This window comes from Paraburkholderia sp. MM5384-R2 (assembly GCF_014201025.1).
GTDB classification, from domain to species: Bacteria; Pseudomonadota; Gammaproteobacteria; order Burkholderiales; family Burkholderiaceae; genus Paraburkholderia; species Paraburkholderia tuberum.
Genome location: NZ_JACHDI010000001.1, coordinates 81,990 through 102,258, shown reverse-complemented (window position 1 = coordinate 102,258; position 20,269 = coordinate 81,990). Strand labels below are relative to the sequence as shown.

Sequence of the window (20,269 nt, the reverse complement as noted above, 5' to 3'; positions counted from 1 at the left end):
GTTATCCGCCGTAGGTCGACTCCCATCCCCCTCCGAGCGCTTTACAGAGCGTGATCAGATTGGTCGCGGCGGTGGCTTTGCTCTTCTGCAGATTGCTCTGCGCTTCGAGCAATTGCCGCTGCACGTTCAGCACGTCGAGATAGTCGAGCGCGCCCGCCTTGTAGCGTTCCCGCGCAACGGCTAGCGCGCGCTCGTTCATGCTGACGGCCGTGGCGAGCCGATCGCGGCGGCGTTGTTCGGCGTCGTAGGTGACGAGCGAATCGTCGACTTCCCGCCACGCGCGTAGCACCGTCTGCCGGTAGACGATTGCAGCTTCCTGTTGTTGTGCTTCACGCAGTTCAAGCGTGCCCTTCAGACGGCCTCCCTCGAATATCGGCAACGAAATCGAAGGCCCAACGACGAACTGCCCGGACGCCCAGCTGGCGAGATTCGACAATTGAAGACTCTGAAACCCCGCGCTGCCGTTCAGCGTGATGCGTGGATAGAAATCGGCCTTCGCGACGCCGACGGTCGCGGTTGCAGCATGCAGCTCCGCCTCCGCCTTGCGGATATCGGGCCGGCGCTGCACGAGCTCGGACGGAAAGCCGATCGGCACCTGCGCGGGCAGCACCGGCACCTCGCGCGGTTCGGCAAGCGTCTGCCGCAGCGCACCGGGTTCCTGCCCGAGCAGCAGCCCGATCGCGTTGATGGTGGTCTCGCAGTGCGACTCCAGCGTCGGAATCAGGCTTTCGATGTTTTCCACCTGCGCGGCAGCGTTCGACACGTCGAGATCGGTCGTGACGCCTTCATGCGCGCGAACCCGCGTGAGCTTCAGCACATCGTTGGCGAGGTCGAGGTTCTGTGTCGCGATCTGCAGCAGATCCTGCGTGTTGCGCAGCTCGATATAGTCGCGCGCCAGTTCCGCGCGCGCGCTCAACAGCACCGCGTTGCGGTCCTCGTACGAAGCCTGGGACAGCGCGCTCGCCGCTTCGACGCTGCGTCGCACGTGCCCCCACAGATCGATCTCCCACGACGCATCGAACCCGGTCTGATACAGGTTATAGGCGGGCGAGCCCGCCGAGCCCGGCAACGGGGCCACGCCGAGCGGCGCGCTGCCGGAAGCCGATTGCGGCTGACTTTGCGTCGGCGTGACGCCGAGCAGCGACAGGATGCCGTTTTCGCTGCCGCGTTCGCGGTTGTACGAGGCGGCGCCGTCGAGCGTCGGGTATTCGGCGGCGCCGGCAACGCGCCGCTCGGCCCGGCTTTGCAGCAAACGCGCGGAGGCCGCGGCCACGTCGAGGTTGGCGTCGGCCAGCTGCTTTTCCAACTGGTTCAGTACCGGATCGTTGAACAGCGTCCACCAATCCGGACCGAACTGGGCTTCCATCGCCCGGCTCGGCGACTGCGCGGTTTGCGTGCGCTCGAAGACCTGCGGCGTGGCCGTCTGTGGACGTACGAAATCCGGACCCACCGTGCACGCCGTCAGCGCGACACAGGTCAGAAGCGCCGCGACGATCGCGCGCGCAGAGTATTGGCTCGTGTTCATTCTTTTTCCGCTCCCTCGGCCGTCGCTTCGCCACTGTGACCCACCACGACGTCCGCTTCGACCGAGAGGCCCACGCTCAATGCCGATGCACTCGCCTGGCCGCGATCGATCGTGATCTTGACGGGCACCCGCTGCACGACCTTCGTGAAGTTGCCGGTGGCGTTGTCGGGCGCGATCGGCGCAAAGCTGACGCCGGTCGCCGGCGCGAGGCTATCGACACGGCCGCGGATCACTACACCGGCCAGGCTATCCACCGTCACGCGTACGCTTTCGCCCGGTCGCATATTGCTGATCTGGCTCTCCTGGAAGTTGGCGACCACGTACGCGTCCGACAGCGGCACGATCGCCAGGACCGGCGCGCCCGGCGTCACGAATGCGCCGACCCGCGCCGAACGGCGGCCGACTTTGCCGTCGACGGGCGCGCGGATCTCCGTGTACGAGAGGTTGAGCTTCGCCTGCTCGAGCACCGCCTCGGCGTGTTCCAGCGCGCCCGCGGCCTTGTCGCGCTGCGTGCGCAGCACGTCCAGATCCTGCTCGGTGGCCAGCAAAGCCGCCTGGTCGTGCGACTGCTGCGCAAGCTGCTGAGCGAGCGTGCTCGAAGCGCGTTGTTGTTCCTGCGCCGTCCCCGCGCCGGCGTCGGACAGATTCTGGTAGCGCGACGCGTTGGCCCGCGCAAAACCGGTCGATGCGTCGTCGGCGCGCAGCGTCGCGCGCGCCTGCTCGACCAGTGACGGCTGCCGCGCAATCTCCGCATCGAAGTTCGCCACCGACGCCTTCGCCGCGACCACTTCCGCCTCGGCGCTCATCAACGCCGCGCGAAAGTCGCGGTCATCGATGCGCACGAGCAGTTGGCCCGCTTTCACGTCCTCGTTGTCGTTGACCAGTACGTCCGTGATCTGGCCCGGGACGCGCGGCGCGACGAGCGTGAAGTCTGCGGTGACGTAGGCGTCGTTGGTGGACTCGGTATTCGGGCTCGCGAGCAGCCTCGTACAGCCCCATGCAGCGAGGCCGACGACGCCGATGACCGCGGCAGCACGAAAGATCTTCAATGGGGATGGCATAGTCGATGACATGGGAATCGTTCCTCAATGCGAAGAAGGCGGCGTCGTGCTCCACGGCGGATAGATACGCACCGGCAGCACTGGAACCAGCAGAAGAAGCGCAACGGCGACACACGCCATCAGGCGGTACAGATCGGCGGAAGTCAGAACGACCGCCTGTTCGTGGATCCGGTGCGCGAGCTGACCCAGACCGTAGTTCGCGTCGACGCCCTGATTCGCTATCAGTGGGCGGTTGCCCAGTTGGTCGACCAGCATGCTCGAATGGAAATGCTCGCGCGCCGTCCCCACACCTTCGATGAGCCCGCTTGCCACCGCCGCGGAAAACGTCTTCAGGGTATTGAACATCGCCGAAGCGAACGGACCCTCGGTGGGCGGCAGCCCCGTCGTCACGCCCATCAGGATCGACAGGATCACCATCGGCTGCGCGACGATCTGCAACGATTGCAGCAGGTAGAAGTTGTCACGAATCCACTCGGAAGTCATGAAGCTTCCCATCGCGCAGGTCACGAGCATCAGCGCGAGACCTGTTGCGATCACCCAGCGGTGATCGGCGCGGCGCGTATTCAGCAAAGCGGCCGTCAGCGGCAGCGTGATCAACAGCGGGATGGCCAGAAACAACGACAGCGGCGCGGTCTGCAGCGGGCGGTACGTATGGACTTTCGCGAGATACTGGCCCGGTATTGCCGCCATACCCACCAGCAGGATCACAGTGCCGAGCAAGGTCGAAAGTCCATGCGCGAAATTCCTGCGCGCAAGCAGTTGAAGCTTGAAAAACGGCACCGGCTGACACCATTCGTTGACGAGAAATGCAACGAGCAGCGGCGCCCCCGCGCCGAACATCACGCGAATGAACCCCGAATCGAACCAGTCGAGACGATCGCCCTGCAAAAGACCGATCACCAGCATCGCGATGGCGGGAAATCCGGTCACGAAGCCGATCCAGTCGAATGAGCGAAACCGCTCGAGCTTCATCGGGTCCGCGGGAAGCCCCCGCTGAATCGCGATGCAGCACAGCACGCCGAGCGGAACGATCTGCCAGAACGCCATGCGCCAGCTGACGAACTCCGTCCACAACGCGGCGAGCGGCGTGCCGAGGGCCGGCCCGAAGGTCGCTGTCAGCGCATAGCCGGCGAGGCCATACAGCTTGAGATTGGGCGGCAGATAGCGCAGCGCCACGATGATCAGCATCGGCGGAAGACTTCCGCCCGCGATTCCCTGCAGGATGCGCAACACGTACAGCGTCGGCAGGTTCGGGGCGAACGGGCACAGCAAGCCGAAGAACATCGTCGCGAGTACGGCGCCGATCGTGAACCGCTTCAGCGTGAACGTGATGCCGAACCACGGCGCAAACACCATCGTCGCGACGTTCGCTGCTTCGAACAGCGAAGTGAGCCAGGTGCCGTCGTCATGTCCGATCAGGAACGCGCCCTGGAGATCGGCCATCGCGGCCGCGGTGACCTGCTCGTTCAGGATCGCCAGCAACGATGCGAACAGCATGCCGACGAGCCCGAGCGCAATACGCGCCGTAAAAGTCACCTGCGCAGGAGCCGTCCGGGGCGGCGCCGCTACCACGCGTACAGGATTGCGTTCCAGCGATCGCGGGATACTCGGCGCTTCCGTTTCAGTCGTCATAGGTTTCACCCGCTCTGGTTTAGTTAGCTCTACTGCCCGACGTGGATAGTCAGCTGTCGGCTCACCGCTCTTCGTTGCTGTTCACCGATTGCTTAATTGTCAGAGATCAGGGCGATTTCTTAAAGCTTCGGCTAGGCGGGTTTTGGGCCATCCAGTACGGAAAATTGGCCAGGCCGTGCGGTGTCGACCGGCTGTGCGCCGCGCGCGCGGCATGGGCGGAAAAGCGTGCATCGTGACGAACCATCGTGGTTCGTCACGGGCCATGCGATTCAGGCGCTGGTTTGAGTCAAGCGGAACGCTGATGCGCGACCAGCCGTTACAGGCTGCGTGGAACCGACCCGCATGGGCTCGGGCAAAAGCGTGAGACGAGGCTTAGCGCGCTGCAACGGCGGCAACGCGCGCGTATGGCGACAACCGCCGTCTAGTCGGGAAGCGCCGGCTCCGCCGCAAACCGGAGCTCACGATAGGCGCTCACGAGTGCATCGAGGCTGAACGTTCGGTTCAGGCCGCTTGGGTTTGGCAGGACCCATGCGCGCGCACCGGCGAAATCGCGGGCTTGCAAGCCCCATTTGATATCACGCTGGCCGGACATTTGGGCGAGCGCCACCTTGCCAAGAAACGCGATGAAGCGCGGCGCGTAGTGTCGAATCTTCAGTTCGAACTGCGCCGCGGCGGCTTGAATCTCCACCTTCGACAGTTGGTCCGCACGAGCCGTGGGACGTAAGACCGCCGTGGTCAGACCATATCCACAATTCAACAGCTGCCGGTCGTTCTCGGGGCGAAACACCTCGTCCGTGAAATCGGCGAGATGGAGAACTCTCCAGAACCGGTTGCCCCTGCCTTCAAAGTGGTGCCCCTTCGACGCCGCGCGTAATCCCGGGTTGATGCCGCAGAAGAGGATCGACAAGCCGGGCTGAATAATGTCGGGAAGGAATTGCGCCGAATCGTCGTTCGTCAACGACGACACGTCCGCCAGCTCCGCGGTGAATTCACTGTTGCGCACTCGCCTCCCCTCGGAATCGCATCCGATATTGCTTCGGCGTGACGTTGAGCCGCCGCGAGAATGTCGTGCGCATGTGCGTGGCGTTGTGAAAGCCACAATTGAACGCGACCGTCTTCAGCGGAGCATCGGTATCCTCGAGCAGTTTTCTCGCCGTATCGACGCGCACCTGCTCGACGAATACCGAGGGCGTCATCTTCGCGTGCTTCGCGAATACCCGCGACAACGTGCGGCGGCTCACCGACGCCGCGCTCGCAAGCTCCTCGATCGACAGCGTCTCGGTAATATGCTCGCTCACATATCGATAGACCTTGTGGAGGATCGGATCTTCGTCCTTGCCCGCGCCGATATAGGGGCTGTACTGCGACTGCCCGCCTTCGCGCTGGATATACACGACCAGACGCTTCGCGACCCGCACCGCGAGTTCGTGCCCCCAGTCCTCGGCGACGAGCGCCAGACACAGATCGATGCCTGCGGTCACGCCGGCTGACGTGAAAAGCCGTCCGTCGCGAACGAAGATCCTATCCGGCTGCACGTTAGCTTGCGGAAATTCATTGGACAGCCGATTCGCGTCCGACCAGTGCGTCGTGACCTCCTTGCCATCGAGCAGCCCCGCATGCGCGAGCACGAATGCACCATTGCATACGGAGCCGAAGCGGCTCGCGCTGCGCGCCTGATTCTGCAACCACGTCAGGAATTCATTCGACGGCTGCGCATCGGGAAACTGAGGTCCGCCCGCGACAAGCAGCAGGTCCCATTGAATGTCACGGTCGGCATAGCCAAACGAAACAGCCAGTTGCATGCCATTCGAACAGGTCACGGTGCCCGCTTCGCGTCCGACCAGCGTGACCTCGTAGCGCTGATGCTCGGGAAGAAACGTATTCGCCTCGGCGAACACATCGAGTGGGCCCGCTACATCCAGCGCCTGCACACCATCGAATACAACAATGGCGACTTTCATGCCGTGACCTTCATGGTGGGAACTATGTTTGCGATGCGGTGGCGGCAGCTTACCGCATCATCGGCCGCTGATGCCGTCAGCGGCCGGAAAAACTATTGTGTCTGGGCGGAACAAATCTCTCGCCACAACGATGCCCGACACGAGGTAAGCCAGGACCGCGGGCGTGGCCCAAAACTTCGACTAGTTGGCAGAAGAACTAACCATCCTCGCATTTCCGCCACAGCATCGATTAACTAGACTGTCTACACGACCGCGGCCAGGGCATATCACCCGGGCGTGCCGGGAGCTCTCCCGCCAAGGACGGCGCTTGTGACGCGCGTCGATGCCTGGCTGTTCGGCGGGCGACTACAAGCAACGATAGTCGTCACTCCATATGTTGCGGCCGGCTCACGGCCGCACAGCGAGCAAGGGCAGATTCATCATGTTGAAGCAACGTCAGAGCTCTTTCCTGTTCGGGGGCAACGCCCCCTACGTCGAAGAGCAATATGAGCTTTACCTGGCTGACCCGAATGCGGTCACAGCCGAGTGGCGGACGTGGTTCGACGCGTTGCGCGACACCCCCGCCATCGATGGCAGCGATCGTGACGACCAGCCGCACGCACCGGGGATCTCCAGCTTCGTCGATCTGGCTAAACGAACGCCGCGTGCCGTCGTCGCGGCCAGCAACGAAGCCGGTAGCGAGCCCGATAAGCAGGCCAATAAGCAGGCCAACAAGGAGGCCGCCGACGCTCTGGGCCTCGCGAGAAAGCAGGTGGCGGTGCAAACGCTGATCGCCGCGTTCCGGATGATCGGCGCGCGCGTGGCCGATCTCGACCCGCTGGCGTGGACGCCGCCACGCTCCTACGCCGAATTGACGCCGGCCTACTACGGCCTGTCGGCCGCCGATATGTCGACCACGTTCAGCACCGCCGACACGTTTCTCTTCGAAGACGACGCGAAGCTGAAGGATATCGTTGCCGCGCTCGCGCAAACGTACACCGGCACACTCGGCGCCGAGTTCATGCACCTCGCCGACGCGCAGCAGCGGCGCTGGTGGCAGATACGGCTCGAATCCACGCGCGCCACGCCGTCGCTGCATGTCGCTGAGAAACTGCGGCTGCTGGAGCGTTTGAGGGCAGCCGAGGGGCTCGAAAAACACCTGCACGCGCGCTATGTCGGACAAACGCGCTTCTCGCTCGAAGGCGGCGAGTCGTTGATCGTGCTGCTCGACGAACTGGTCCGGTATGGCGCGTCGAAGAAGCTGCGCGCGCTCGTGATGGGCATGGCGCACCGCGGCCGCTTGAATGTGCTCGTGAATGTCGTCGGCAAGCCGCTGCGCGCGCTGTTCGACGAATTCGACGGCAAGGACGCCGAAAAACTGACGGCCGGCGATGTCAAGTATCACAAGGGCTTTACCAGTTCGGTCGTGACCGACGCCGGACCGGTTGAGGTAACGCTCGCGTTCAACCCGTCGCATCTGGAAATCGTGAACCCGGTCGTGCAAGGTATGGCGCGCGCGAAGGCGGATCTCACCGGCAGCGCCGACGGCGACGACGTGCTGCCGGTCGAAATTCACGGCGACGCGGCGATGACCGGACAGGGCGTGGTCATGGAAACGCTGAGCCTTTCCTATACGCGCGGACACGGCACGGGTGGCACCGTCCACGTCGTCGTCAACAACCAGATCGGTTTCACGACTTCCGATCCGCGCGACACGCGTTCGTCGTTCTATACGACGGACGTCGCGAAGATGATCGAGGCGCCGATCCTGCACGTCAATGGCGACGACCCCGAAGCGGTCGCGATGGCGGCGCGGCTCGCCCTCGACTATCGCAGCACGTTCAAACGCAGCGTCGTCATCGATCTCGTTTGCTTTCGCAAGTACGGGCATCAGGAACAGGACACGCCCGCCATCACTCAACCGCTGATGTATCGCTCGATCGCGAGTCATCCAGGCGTGAGGACACGCTACGCGAACCGGCTGATCCAGCAAGGCGTGCTGACGGCCGACGAGGCGCAACGCTACGTCAGCACGCGTCGTGAACTTTTCGAGCGCGCGCATGAAACCGTGGGTTCCTATGCTTCGCCGCTGCACGAGGAAGCCGGCAGGCGCTCGCGCTCAGCCGCGCAAACAGGCCCGGCTCGCCACCTCGTCCCGTCGGCCGACGATCTGCGCGGCCTCGCGCAGCGGATCTCGACCGTCCCCGCGGACCTGACGCTGCATCCGCTCGTCAGGAAGATGATGAACGGGCGTCAGGCGATGGCGTCCGGAAAACGCAAGCTCGACTGGGGCATGGGCGAACATCTGGCATTCGCATCGTTGCTCGTGGCCGGGATCAGTATCCGACTGAGCGGGCAGGACAGCGCACGCGGGACGTTCAATCACCGGCACGCAGTTCTGCACGATCAGACACGGATAAATCGTCCCGATGGGGTCTATGTTCCACTCGATCATATCGGCGCAACCCAAGGCCGGTTCACCGTGACGAACTCGATTCTCTCCGAGGCCGCCGTGCTGGCATTCGAGTATGGCTATTCGACGGTGAATCGCAATGCGCTGGTGATCTGGGAAGCGCAATTCGGTGATTTCGCCAATGGCGCGCAGGTCGTGATCGACCAGTTCATCGCGGCGGGCGCGGCCAAGTGGGGACAACACAGCGGCCTGACGCTATTCCTGCCTCACGGGCAGGAAGGCCAGGGTCCCGAGCACGCGTCGGCGAGGCTCGAGCGCTACCTGCAATTGAGTGCCCAAAACAATATGCGGGTTGCGGAACCGACCACGCCCGCGCAACTGTTCCATTTGCTGCTGATGCAGGCCCGCGCCTCTGAACGGCGCCCGCTCGTCGTGATGACGCCCAAGTCGCTGCTGCGCCACCCGGAAGCGACCAGCACGTTCGACGAGTTGAGTCACGGCGAATTCCGGGAGGTTCTGCCGGACACCCAGATCGACGCGTCGCGCGCGACTGATGTGGAGCGTGTGATCGTGACGAGCGGCAAGGTCTACTTCGAATTGCTCGAGCATCGCCGCAGCGCCGGTATGACCGACACCCCGATCATCCGCGTCGAGCAGCTCTATCCGTTTCCGGCGCAACAACTGGCCGCCGAGCTCGCCCGCTACCCGAACCTGAAGAGCGTGGCCTGGTGCCAGGAGCAAGCACGCAACCAGGGCGCATGGAGTTTCGTCGAGCCGCTGCTACGCGAGATTCTGCCTGCCGGCACGACGTTGCTGTACGCGGGACCTGATGCTTGCGCATCGACTGCGCCGGGATCGCATGCGGCGCATGTGGCGAGACAATCTGCGCTCGTGTCGCGAGCGTTCACCGGCTGAGTGCGCATGCGTGTCGCGATGATGCTCTATGCGGGATTTCAACTGCTCGAGGTAAGCGGTCCGATGGATGTGTTTCATCAGGCAAACCGCCTGTATGGCGGCGTCCTCTATGAATCGCATCTGATCGGGCCGTCGCGGGGGCCGGTGTTTTCGTCGAACGGGACGGCCGTGGGTACGACCGAGTGCCTGTTCGATACGCGCCCGCCATTCGATATCGTCGTGGTGCCTGGCTCCCCGGTGGTCAGTTCTGTCCGTGAGCATCGCGAACTCGTGGACTGGTTGAGCGATGCGGCGCCAAGGACCCGAAGGCTCGCCTGCATTTCGAACGGCGCGTTTCTGCTTGCAAGAGCCGGTCTCGCCGATCGCCGCTGGCTGACCACGCATTGGCGCGACGCTGATCGCCTCGCGGCCGAATATCCGCTGGTCCATGTGATGTCGAATCCTGGCTGCCTGAAGGATGGCAACCTGTACTCCTCGGGTGGCGCGAGTGCGGGCATGCATCTCGCCCTGTCGCTGGTGCGGGAAGACCTCGGCGAACATGCTGCGGGAACGATCGCCACGGCGTTGTTGATGCCGCCGGCACGAAGCGCCAAGCGCGCACGGAACAATTGATGATCGACACGAACCTGATTCACAAAGCGCTCGCGAATCCGCTGCGGCGTGACATCCTCGCGTGGTTGAGAGCCCCCGCCGAGACCTTTCCGAACGCCTATGTCAACCATGGCCGCGGCGTACCCGTGCACGCCATTCAGGCGCGCAGCGGTCTGGCCCAGTCGACGGTATCAATGCATATCGCCGTGCTCGTCGAAGCGGGACTGCTGGTTCCGAAGCGAGTCGGCCAATGGATTTTCCTGTCGCGCAATGAAGAACTGATACGGGCATTTACGGATCAGATTCGCGTGCATTTGTAATGGACAAGCTCAACATGATGCGGATATTCGTCCGCATCGCCGAAGAAGGAAGCTTCACGGCAGCTTATCTGCACGCGCGCGGTACGTCACGCACGGTACAGGACATTCGGGGTCACACGTGCCTACAACTCGTCATGTCGGTTTTCCCGCGCGATCGCTCGCATCTGGACGGACCCAACGGCCGTGAAACGGTCGAGCTTCCGAAGGCGGCGGTCGAAATCAACCTTCCTGACGCGCTCGATGTCGCGCTGCGCGAAGGGGTGGGTATCGGTGCGCTGCCGATGCCGAGCGCTCTGCCCTTGCTCGACACCGGCGCACTGGTGCGCGTGCTGCCGCAGTATCGGCTGCAGAAACTGACGGCCTTCACGGTCCACGCGTCGCGCCAGTATCTGGACGCCAAAATCAGAACTTTCGTGGATTTCCTGCGCGAGGCCGTACCGACGGCGTTGGCCGAGGACGAGGCGGCGCTCGGCCGTTGAGCCCCGCCTCGGTGACCTGCCGCTTCACGCTGTGTCGCGACAGGCTGCGCTTGACGCGCTTCAACCCGCATTTGCCTTGTGCTCGTGCGACGCCACGCGTTGCGATTGGGGTTGCGATTGCGGTTGCGCGGCCATCGCACGTGAAACCATTTCGTTTTGCCGGATGATCTTGTCGATCTCGGCGTCGGCCTGCGCATCGTAGTGCGCGAAAACATCGGTGCGATAGCGCGTGTTCTGCGCCGCGCCCAACTGCGAACCGGATTCGTCGCGCGTGTCGGCGTCGACCGCCATCGACAGGCCGATACGCAGCGGATGCGCTGCCAGCTCGGCCGGGTCGAGCGCGATGCGAACCGGCAGCCGCTGCACGATCTTGATCCAGTTGCCGGTGGCGTTCTGCGCCGGCAGCGTCGCGAACGCGCTGCCGGTGCCGGCCGAAAAGCCCTCGATACGCCCGTGATATCGCACGCCTCTACCGTACACGTCCGATGTCAGCGTGACCGGCTGGCCGATCCGCATGTGCTTGAGCTGCACTTCCTTGAAGTTCGCGTCGACCCATACGCCGTCGAGCGGCACGATCGCCATCAGCGGCGTGCCGGGCGCGACCCGCTGGCCGACCTGCACCCGGCGCTGCGCGACGTAGCCGGTCACCGGCGCCGGCAAGGTATCGCGCGCATAGGCGAGCCACGCGGTCCGCACTTTCGCGGCGGCGGCCTGCACGTCCGGATGCTGCTCGACCGTGGTGCGATCGGTCAGCGCATGGTTGGCTTCACCCTGCTGGCGCGCGGCTTCGAGCGCGGCCTGTGCGACGCTGACCGCGTCGCGGGCGTGTGCGATGTCCTCGGCGGACACGGCGCCCGTGTCCGCGACGGCCGCGCGGCGGCGCAGGTCGTCGCGGGCGCGGCCCAGATCGGCTTCGCGCTGAGCGACGTTCGCCGCGTAGAAGTCGTTGTTGACATACAGGCCGCTCACGCGGCGCACGGTCTGGCCGAGTTGCGCTTCGGCATCGGCAAGCGCCAGTTTTGCATCGGCCGGATCGAGCGTGACCACAGGGTCGCCCTGCTTCACGATCTGCGTGTCGTCGGTGTTGACGGCGATCACGGTGCCGGTGACCTGCGGCGTCAGTTGCACGAGATTGCCGCTGACGTACGCGTCATCGGTCACTTCGTGATATCGGCCCTCGGTCAGGTAGTACCCGCCGTAGGCCGCGCCCGCGAGCACGACCGCAGCGCCGAGCAGCGCGATCAGGCGTTTGCGGCGTGCCGGCGGCGTGGCCTTGTTGTCGTCTTGGGGCGTGGCAGGCGCTTGCCCGCCGGTCTTCTGTTCGTCTTCCCGATCCGCCAGTTCGCGGTCGGTCGTGATCGAATCGCTCATTGCAGTTCTCCTGATAGGTTTTCCGACCTGCCGTTCAACGTGCGGCAACCGCGGCATTGGCTTGACGGGTCGGGACGGCGGCGACGTCCGCGTGATGGCCGGTGCTGGCCGACGTATCGACGTAGCCGCCGCCTAACGCCGACGCGAGCTCGATCTGCTGGTCGCGGCGGTTCATCTTCAGATTGGCGATCGCCTCGTCGGCATTCAGCGCGGTGACGTCGGCATTGAGTACGGTCAGCTGGTTGGTGAGGCCGGCCTTGTATTGCGTGGTCGCCAGTCGATCGGCATCGCTCGCGGCCCGCTGCGCGGCCTGCGCATCGCCGAGTTGCGCGTCGCTCGAGCGGATCTGCGCGATCTGCGTGGCCACGCCGCTCAGCGCGCCGATCAGCGTCTGGTTGTAGGTCGCCACCGCATAGTCGAACTCGGCGTAGCGGCCCTTCAACTGCGCGCGCAACTCACCCCCATCGAAGATCGGCAGATGGATCGCCGAGCCCACCGAGGCCGTGCGACTCGCGGCGCTCAAAAGGCGGCCGAAGCCGAACGCGTCGAAACCGATCGCGGCGCTCAGGTTGATGTCGGGATAGAACTCGGCCTTCGCTTCCTTCACCTCGTGCGTGATCGCATCGACGCGCCAGCGCGCCGCGACGATGTCGGGCCGGCGGCCCAGCAGATCGGCCGGCAGGTTGTCCGGCAGACGCACGTCGTCGCCGACGCCGAGCGTAGGCCGCGTGATCGCGAGTCCACGGTCGGGACCCTTGCCAAGCAGCGCCGCCAGTTGATACCGGGTGGTCAGGATGCTGCCGTCGAGCGCGCTGACGCGGGCACGGCTCGTGGACAGATTCGCCTCGGCCGTCTTGCGCTCCACTTCGGTATCGAGGCCGCTTGCGATGCGGCTCGCGGTGATGCGGTCGATCTGCTCGCGCCGCGCGACTTCCTGCTGCGCGATGTCGCGCAATGCGTAGAGCCGCGCCAGCTCGTTGTAAGTGCGGGCGATCGAGGTGTCGAGCGTGAGCCTGACGACTTCCACGTCGGCCTCGCTCGCGGACGCCTCCGAGACAGCCGCGCGCAGCGCCTCGCGGTTCTTGCCCCACAGGTCGAGATCGTAAGAAGCGCTCAGCAGCCCCTTGTTCTCGGTCTGCCAGGAGCCGGCGTACGGCGGCGGAATCAACGCGGTGCTGCTGTACTGCTGGCGCGTCAGCGCGTACGACGCATCGACGCGCGGCAGCGTGTTCGCCCTCGCCGTTTCGCTATAGGCTTGCGCCTGCTCGACTCGCGCGCGCGCCTGGTCGAGCGTCGGGCTACCTTGCAGTGCCTCGACGATCAATGCTTTCAGTTGCGCGTCGCCGAACTGGTCGACCCAGTCGGCGGATGGCCAGTGCCCCTGCTCTTGCGGGAGGCTCTGGGACGTTTCCAGCTGCCGTGGTTGATCGATCTGCTTGTCGCTGTGGATGCCCGCATAGTTTGCACAGGCCGCCAGCACGGCGAAGGAGATCACCGAAACACCGAGCTTCAGCGAACGGGCGACGGTGTTTGCCCTAGAAGTCTGCGTTTTCATTTTCTGACAAATCAGATTAATGGGTGAAAAAAAGCGCGGCACACGGCCGCGCCGCTCAATCGCCTGTGAACTTGCGAAGCAGGCGGTCCAGCTCGGCAAACTCGCCTTTCGTGAATTTGCGCAAGCGGGCGTTCAACACATGCGGTGCGACTTCCGGAATCCGTGCGGCGGTTTTCTGCCCCTCGGCGGTCAACGTCAAATTGACCACGCGGCGATCTTGCGGGTCGCGGGATCGTTTCAGCAGCCCCTTGGATTCCAGCTTGTCCAGCATTCGTGTCATCAGGCCGGTGTCGATTCCGAGCAGCTTCGACAGCTCGAAAGGCGTGCTTGCCACACCCTGCTTCAGCGAAAGCAGGATGCCCATTTGCTGGCCGTTGATGTCGAGGTCCTTGAGTGCCGCGTCCATCTCCGCCACGACGACGTTGCGGGCCTTGACGAGCCTGAAGCCGATACTCTCGGTAAGCATGAAGTTCTTCGTCGTGTAATGGTCCATGGCGGTGTCCTCCTCGTTGATTTGAACAATATCTGTATTATCAGATAATGGCAAGGAGAGGATTGTGTGTTTCGTTTTCCGCCCGAACTGGGTTGCCAAATTGGATTCAATGCCCGCCGGCGGCTGCCGCGCCCGCGGCACCACCCTTGGCCGGCTTCGTCACCCAGATCAGCGGGATGATGACCACAAAGATCACCGCCGAGATCCAGAAGATGTCGTTCAGGCCGAGCATCGTCGCCTGCGCGTTCAGCGAGGCTTCGTAAAACGCCGTGGCCTTGGGAACGCCCGCGTCCAGCGCCGCCTGCAAGTGCGCGATCGCGCCGGTAAAGCCAGGATCGTCCACGCTCGTTTGCTCGGCAAGGCGCGCATGGTGCAGGATCGTACGGTCGTTCCACGCGGTGCTCATCAACGACGTGCCCACCGCTCCCGCGAAAATGCGCACGAAGTTGGACAGACCCGCCGCCGCCGGAATCTCCTCCGGCTTCAGACCCGACAGGATGATCGCGGTGAGCGGCGTGAAGAACAGCGCGGTTGGAATGCCTTGCAGCAGCGTTGGCAACACCAGTGTCCAGGCGTCGACGCCGGTCGTGTAGTTCGAGCGCATGAAGAACACGCCGGCGAATCCGACGAACGCAAGCGTGGCAAGCACCCGCATGTCCGAACGAGGCATGATCTTGCCCATCACCGGGGCGAGGATCACGGCGAAAATGCCGAGCGGCGCGGTCACGAGCCCCGCGTCCACCGCCCGGTAGCCGAGAAAGCCCTGAATCCACTGCGGCAGGATCACGAGATTGGCGAAGAAGATGGCATAGGCGACCGAAATCGCAATCGTGCCGCCGAGAAAGTTACGTCTGGCGAATAGCCGCAGGTTGACGATCGGTTTTTCTTCGGTCAATTCCCAGATCAGGAAGAACAGGAAGCTGACCACGGCGACGATCGTCAGTACCCAGATCACCGGCGAGCTGAACCAGTCGAGGTCGCGGCCCTTGTCGAGCATGATCTGCAGCGGCGCGACCCATGCGATCAGCGAGATCAGTCCGACCTTGTCGATCGGAAGTTTGCGGGCCGGCGTCTCGCGGTCGCGGTAGATCGCCCAGATCGCGCCGGCGGCAAACAGGCCGACCGGCACGTTGATGTAGAAAATCCACGACCAGCTGTAGCTGTCGGTGATCCAGCCGCCGAGCGCCGGGCCCGCGATCGGTCCGACCGTCGCCGTCATGGCCCACAGCGCCAGCGCGTTCGAACTTTTTTCCTTCGGAAACGACGCGAGCAGCATGGCCTGCGACAACGGCACCAGCGGCCCCGCCACCGCGCCCTGCACGACACGGGCGGCGAGCAGCACCATCAGGTTCGGAGCGAGCCCGCACGCCGCCGATGACAGCACGAACAGCAGGATCGCCCAGACGAACAGCCTGACCTGGCCGATGCGCTGCGTGAGCCACCCTGTCAACGGAATCGACACTGCGTTGGCCGCGGCAAACAGCGTGATGACCCATGTGCCTTCGTCGATCGACACTCCGAGGTTGCCGGACAGCGTAGGAATCGCGACGTTGGCGATCGACGAATCCAGCACGTTCATGAAGGTGGCGAGCGCCACCGCAAACGTGCCGAGTGCAAACTTTGCGCCAGTCAGTTGGGCCGGCGCGCCCGGGTTGGCCGATGGATTCATGTCACGTCCTCGTCTCGGTTCGAAGCGCCCGTCAGTCGCGGGCGATTATCTGCAATGTCAGATAAATGGTTAAAAAAATGCCGCCTCAGCGGTCGAGCAGTCTTGAAAGCAGCAGGCTCAACGCGTCGAAATCGGACTTCGAGAAATGCGAAAGCCGCTCGCTCCATGCTCCCTGGATAACCCGTGTGTTCCGGGCGGCGACGGTCTGCCCTTCCTGCGTCAACGACACATCCACGAGACGACGATCCCTCCCGTTGCGGGCGCGCTCGATCAGTCCGCTGTTTTCGAGCTTGTCCAGCACTCGGGTCATCCGGGCCGGGTGGACGCCCGCCAATTTCGACAGTGCGGCCGGTGTTTTCACTCTCCCGCGCGCTAACGTAAGCAGAACGCCGCGCTCCTGCAGATTCAGTCCTGCATCCGCGAGCCCCGCCTCGAGTTCGCTTGCAATCAGCTGACGCGCCTGACCCAGCACGGACACCAGCTTCTGCGTGCGCTCAAAGTCTTCGTTGATCGAATCATCCATCGGTCGCCTCCTCAATATCTGACTTTAATATATTTGACTATGCAGATTGATGCAAGCGGATTTCCTCGCCGTATGCGCTACATGGTGTAAAAACTGAATTGAACTGCCGGCGACTATTGTCGCGATTCCTTGGGGCGAAAATCTTTCCGGCGCGGATTCGGGCGCTGCCCGCTCTCACTTCAGGAGTGACAGAAGGATGACTGACAAACCGCTTACGCTGGGTATCGATCACGTCGGACTCACCGTCCGCGATCTGAACCTCACACGCGACTTCTTCGTGAAGTGTCTGGGCTGGCAGCAGGTGGGAGAAAGGCCTGCCTATCCGGCTGCGTTCGTGTCGGACGGACACGTCATGGTGACGCTCTGGCAGGTCACCGATTCAAGCCGCCTCGTCGAATTCGATCGCAAGGTCCATGTCGGACTGCATCATCTTGCGCTGCGCGTGGGCAGCGAAGAAGCACTGCAGGACATCTTCGCGCGCGTGTCCGCCTGGCCGGGCGTCAAAGTCGAATTCGCGCCCGAAGACCTCGGCAGCGGGCCCAAACGCCACACGATGGTGTACGAGCCGGGCGGCATCAGACTCGAGTTCGACCACGACCCGCGAACCCAGGCATCGTGAACGCGGATGCGCGCGACGGACCGGCCGACACCAACAGGACCACTGCCGCTACGCGCCATCACTCACCGCTTGTTCCTGCGGCGCACAACTGTTTGTCCGCGCCTTGTGTGCAAAAGAGGAGCACGACCTCATAAATTAGTAGCTATCGGAGCCATCAGTCCGATCACAGATTGCTGATCCAACCTACTTCGAGGTTCACTATGAGTCAGTCTCCCAAAGTCATCGTGGTCACCGGTGCATCGCAAGGCATCGGCGCCGAAACCGTCAAGGCATTTCGCAAGCTCGGCCATAACGTGGTTGCGACGTCGCGCGGCATCAAGCCGTCCGACGATCCCAACCTCGTCACCGTGGCCGGTGACATCGCCGATCCGGCCACGGCTCGACGGGTGATAGAGACGGCCGTGGCGCGCTTCGGTCGTGTCGACACGCTCGTCAACAATGCCGGCATTTTTGTCGCCAAGCCGTTCACCCAATACACCGCGGAAGATTACGCGACGATCACCGGCATCAATCTCGCGGGCTTCTTCCACATCACGCAGCTCGCGATCGCCGAGATGGAGAAGCATGAACGCGGGCACGTGGTCAGCATCACGACGAGCCTCGTGGATCACGCGATTGACGGCGTGCCGTCGGTGCTGGCCTCGCTGACCAAGGGGGGCCTCGCCGCCGCGACCCGCTCGCTCGCGATCGAGTATGCGAAGCGCGGAATTCGCGCCAACGCGGTTTCGCCCGGCATCATCAAGTCACCGATGCACGCGCCCGAAACGCATGCGGCGCTTGGCGCATTGCATCCAGTGGGTCATATGGGCGAGATGAGCGACATCGTGAATGCGATCCTCTATCTCGACTCGGCACCGTTCGTGACCGGCGAGATTCTGCATGTGGACGGCGGCCAGAGCGCAGGCCACTGAGCGGGCCATGCGATGACGCGGCGCGCGCCGCTCAATGCGCGCGCGTGCTCGGCGCGGGCGTCGCGGGTTTGGCCAACTGCTCGACGAGAAATTCGACGAAAGCTCGCACGCGCGAGGTCAGGTAGCGCGCGTGCGGATAAAGCAGGATGAATGGCCGCGTGCGTCCGCCCGCTTCGCGCAACACTTCCACGAGCCGACCTTCGCGCAGGTCGTCCTCCACGACGAAGCGATACGTCTGAAACAGGCCCGCGCCGGCACGCGCGAGCGTCACGCCGGCGAGCGCATCGCCCGACGTTCCATAGTTTCCCGTCGTCAGCACGTCGCCATCTTCAGGCGAACCCTCGAAGGTCCAGGCGAGATGACGGCCGCTGCTCGGCAGTTCGAACTGGATGCACTCGTGCGCCCGCAGGTCCTCGACGGTTTTCGGCATGCCCGCGCGCTTCAGATAGGCGGGCGTCGCCACCACGACCATTTCCGCGTCTTCGAGCTTGCGCGCGACGAGGTTTGAATCGGCCGGCGCGCGTCCGCGTATCGCGAGATCGAAACCTTCGTCCGCGAAATCGATGTTGCGGTTGCTCAGATGCGTCTCGACCCGGACTTGCGGATAGCGCTCGCGAAACGCCGGCAGCAGCGGCAACACGCGATAGTGCCCATACGGCGTCGGCATGCTGATGCGCAGCACGCCGGCCGGCGTGGTCTGCTCGCCCGTCACTTCGCGCTCGGCGTCCATCAGTTGCGACAGGGCCTGACGGCACTGCTCGAAGTAGCGCCGCCCCGCGTCGGTCAGACGGATCTGGCGCGTAGTGCGCACGAACAGGCGCACGCCGAGCCGTTCCTCGAGCCGCGCCACCGAGCGGCTCACCGCCGCCGGTGTGACACTCGCGGAGTTGGCCGCCAGCGTGAAGCTGTCCAGCTCCGCCGCGAGACAGAAGAGCTCGATGCTGCCCAGCAGGAGATCGTCGAATTTGCGTTGCATGCCTGTCCGCCTTTGTTTTATTGGCTTGAGAACCCGTCGATCGCGGCCACGCTGGACCGAATGCATGGGTGCGGAACCGAGGCTGGAAGCTAATCGGACATCGGCCCGCGCATGCACCACGCGTGCCGATGAGTTCCGTCTCTGCGATGGTATTGAAGCTGGACTGCTAGTTCCACGCCGATTGGAGCCGCTCGATACTTTCTCGCGTTTCGCGTTCCAGTTGCGCCATCAGTTCGCCGGCAGGCAGCGAACGCGCAAGCGGCGCGGCCTGGCCCGCCCATTGCGCGCCGTAGCCGAATTCACCCTTGGCCTTGGCGGCTGCATTGAGCGCCTTGCCCGCGTCATAGGTGATCGGATAGGACGGCGTGCGCGGGGCTTGCGGGTCCTCGCCGAGCGCGGTGAAGCGATTGACGATGCTGCGCGCGAGCCGCCCCGAAATGGCCGACGTGAACGTCGTCGAGCGCGCCGCATCGCTGAGCAGCGCGCGGCGATAGCCGTCGTCGATCGAGGTTTCCGGGCACGCGACGAACGCCGTGCCCAATTGCGCAGCCTGCGCGCCCAGCGCTAGCGCGGCCGCGATGCCGGCGCCGTCCATGATGCCGCCCGCCGCGATCACGGGCAGGTCGAACTCGCTCGCGAGCAGGCGCGTCAACGCGAACGTGCCGAGGCGTTCGTCGCGCCCGGTCGTGTCGAACACGCCGCGATGACCGCCCGCTTCGATGCCCTGCGCGACGATCGCATCGACACCCGCCTCGACGGCCGCCGCCGCTTCGTCGAGATTCGTCGCGCTCGCCAGCAAACGGATGCCCGCGTGCTTCAGTTGCGCGATCACCGCATCGGGCGGCAAGCCGAAATGGAAGCTCACGACGGCCGGCTTCTCCGCGAGCAGCATCGCCTGCATCGCGGTGTCGACGACGAAGCTCGTGTAGATCTCGCAGAGCGCTTGCGGCGGCGTCGCGCCGTATTGCCGGAACACCGGTTCGAGCCAGTCGAGCCATGCACGCTCGACGGCCGCATCGGGTGTCGCCGGGCGATGGCAGAACACGTTGATGTTGAAAGGCTTCGTCGTTAGCTCGCGAGTCTGATGGATCGCGCGGCGCGCGTTCTCCGCGTTCATCGCGGCAACGCCGAGCGAGCCGAGACCGCCCGCGTTCGACACCGCGGCGGCCAGCGCCGGCGTGGTGACGCCGGCCATGGGCGCCTGAATGATCGGCTTGTCGATGCCGAGCGTGCGCAGTAACGCGCGATTATCCGCTTGTGTGCTCATGTTCCCTTC

At 64.1% G+C, this 20,269-nt stretch carries 17 protein-coding genes and 1 pseudogene; 6 read left to right on the top strand and 12 right to left on the bottom strand.

Features of this window, described 5'->3' with window-relative positions:
* Window position 1 precedes the first annotated feature (1 nt).
* From HDG37_RS00470 to HDG37_RS00450, 5 genes are all read right to left on the bottom strand, one after another.
* Window positions 2–1,525, bottom strand: a complete 1,524-nt coding sequence (locus HDG37_RS00470; RefSeq protein ID WP_184043452.1) for an efflux transporter outer membrane subunit — start codon at window positions 1,523–1,525, stop codon at window positions 2–4.
* Entirely contained in the window at window positions 1,522–2,598 is a 1,077-nt protein-coding gene (locus tag HDG37_RS00465; protein WP_184043450.1) for an HlyD family secretion protein, read from the bottom strand. The genes HDG37_RS00470 and HDG37_RS00465 overlap by 4 nt, the downstream gene beginning before the upstream one ends.
* Window positions 2,599–2,610: 12 nt before the next feature.
* Window positions 2,611–4,218: an MFS transporter gene (locus HDG37_RS00460; protein WP_184043448.1), complete on the bottom strand. Its 1,608-nt coding sequence runs from the start codon at window positions 4,216–4,218 to the stop codon at window positions 2,611–2,613.
* 421 nt (window positions 4,219–4,639) lie between these two features.
* On the bottom strand, window positions 4,640–5,221 hold the full coding sequence (gene mug, locus HDG37_RS00455) for a G/U mismatch-specific DNA glycosylase (RefSeq protein WP_184043447.1): 582 nt from the start codon (window positions 5,219–5,221) through the stop codon (window positions 4,640–4,642).
* Window positions 5,208–6,179, bottom strand: coding sequence for a GlxA family transcriptional regulator (locus tag HDG37_RS00450; protein ID WP_184043445.1), 972 nt, complete (start codon window positions 6,177–6,179; stop codon window positions 5,208–5,210). The genes mug and HDG37_RS00450 overlap by 14 nt, the downstream gene beginning before the upstream one ends.
* Before the next feature lie 421 nt (window positions 6,180–6,600).
* Here HDG37_RS00450 and HDG37_RS00445 point away from each other — a divergent pair, with 421 nt between their 5' ends.
* The 4 genes and pseudogenes from HDG37_RS00445 to HDG37_RS00430 all read left to right on the top strand — a co-directional run.
* Entirely contained in the window at window positions 6,601–9,486 is a 2,886-nt protein-coding gene (locus HDG37_RS00445) for a 2-oxoglutarate dehydrogenase E1 component (RefSeq protein WP_184043443.1), read from the top strand.
* Window positions 9,487–9,492: 6 nt separating this feature from the next.
* Entirely contained in the window at window positions 9,493–10,098 is a 606-nt protein-coding gene (locus HDG37_RS00440) for an AraC family transcriptional regulator (protein ID WP_184043441.1), read from the top strand.
* The gene (locus HDG37_RS00435) at window positions 10,098–10,397 is read left to right on the top strand and encodes a helix-turn-helix transcriptional regulator (RefSeq protein ID WP_184043439.1); all 300 of its coding nucleotides are present in this window, start codon (window positions 10,098–10,100) and stop codon (window positions 10,395–10,397) included. The genes HDG37_RS00440 and HDG37_RS00435 overlap by 1 nt, the downstream gene beginning before the upstream one ends.
* Before the next feature lie 62 nt (window positions 10,398–10,459).
* Window positions 10,460–10,876: pseudogene (locus HDG37_RS00430) on the top strand (LysR substrate-binding domain-containing protein); the annotation flags it as partial.
* Between the two features lie 60 nt (window positions 10,877–10,936).
* Here HDG37_RS00430 and HDG37_RS00425 read toward each other — a convergent pair.
* The 5 genes from HDG37_RS00425 to HDG37_RS00405 all read right to left on the bottom strand — a co-directional run bounded on the left by HDG37_RS00425 (window position 10,937) and on the right by HDG37_RS00405 (window position 16,487).
* A complete protein-coding gene (locus tag HDG37_RS00425; protein WP_184043435.1) occupies window positions 10,937–12,247 on the bottom strand; it encodes an HlyD family efflux transporter periplasmic adaptor subunit in 1,311 nt (436 codons plus the stop codon).
* A gap of 34 nt (window positions 12,248–12,281) precedes the next feature.
* A complete protein-coding gene (locus HDG37_RS00420) occupies window positions 12,282–13,802 on the bottom strand; it encodes an efflux transporter outer membrane subunit (RefSeq protein WP_184043433.1) in 1,521 nt (506 codons plus the stop codon).
* A 55-nt stretch (window positions 13,803–13,857) separates the two neighbouring features.
* Window positions 13,858–14,295: a MarR family winged helix-turn-helix transcriptional regulator gene (locus HDG37_RS00415; RefSeq protein WP_184043431.1), complete on the bottom strand. Its 438-nt coding sequence runs from the start codon at window positions 14,293–14,295 to the stop codon at window positions 13,858–13,860.
* Window positions 14,296–14,401: 106 nt separating this feature from the next.
* The gene (locus tag HDG37_RS00410; RefSeq protein ID WP_184043429.1) at window positions 14,402–15,964 is read right to left on the bottom strand and encodes a DHA2 family efflux MFS transporter permease subunit; all 1,563 of its coding nucleotides are present in this window, start codon (window positions 15,962–15,964) and stop codon (window positions 14,402–14,404) included.
* Window positions 15,965–16,049: 85 nt separating this feature from the next.
* A complete protein-coding gene (locus tag HDG37_RS00405; RefSeq protein ID WP_184043427.1) occupies window positions 16,050–16,487 on the bottom strand; it encodes a MarR family winged helix-turn-helix transcriptional regulator in 438 nt (145 codons plus the stop codon).
* A gap of 196 nt (window positions 16,488–16,683) precedes the next feature.
* Between HDG37_RS00405 and HDG37_RS00400 the strand changes: the two genes are divergently transcribed.
* Together HDG37_RS00400 and HDG37_RS00395 are read left to right on the top strand one after the other, a co-directional pair.
* Window positions 16,684–17,106, top strand: coding sequence for a VOC family protein (locus tag HDG37_RS00400; RefSeq protein WP_184043425.1), 423 nt, complete (start codon window positions 16,684–16,686; stop codon window positions 17,104–17,106).
* 200 nt (window positions 17,107–17,306) lie between these two features.
* Entirely contained in the window at window positions 17,307–18,017 is a 711-nt protein-coding gene (locus tag HDG37_RS00395) for an SDR family NAD(P)-dependent oxidoreductase (RefSeq protein WP_184043423.1), read from the top strand.
* Between the two features lie 31 nt (window positions 18,018–18,048).
* Here HDG37_RS00395 and HDG37_RS00390 read toward each other — a convergent pair whose 3' ends face one another.
* Window positions 18,049–18,993 (bottom strand): LysR family transcriptional regulator, encoded by a 945-nt coding sequence (locus HDG37_RS00390; RefSeq protein ID WP_184043421.1) that lies wholly within the window; start codon window positions 18,991–18,993, stop codon window positions 18,049–18,051.
* 166 nt (window positions 18,994–19,159) lie between these two features.
* Window positions 19,160–20,260, bottom strand: a complete 1,101-nt coding sequence (locus tag HDG37_RS00385) for a nitronate monooxygenase family protein (protein WP_184043419.1) — start codon at window positions 20,258–20,260, stop codon at window positions 19,160–19,162.
* Between the last annotated feature and the right edge of the window lie 9 nt (window positions 20,261–20,269).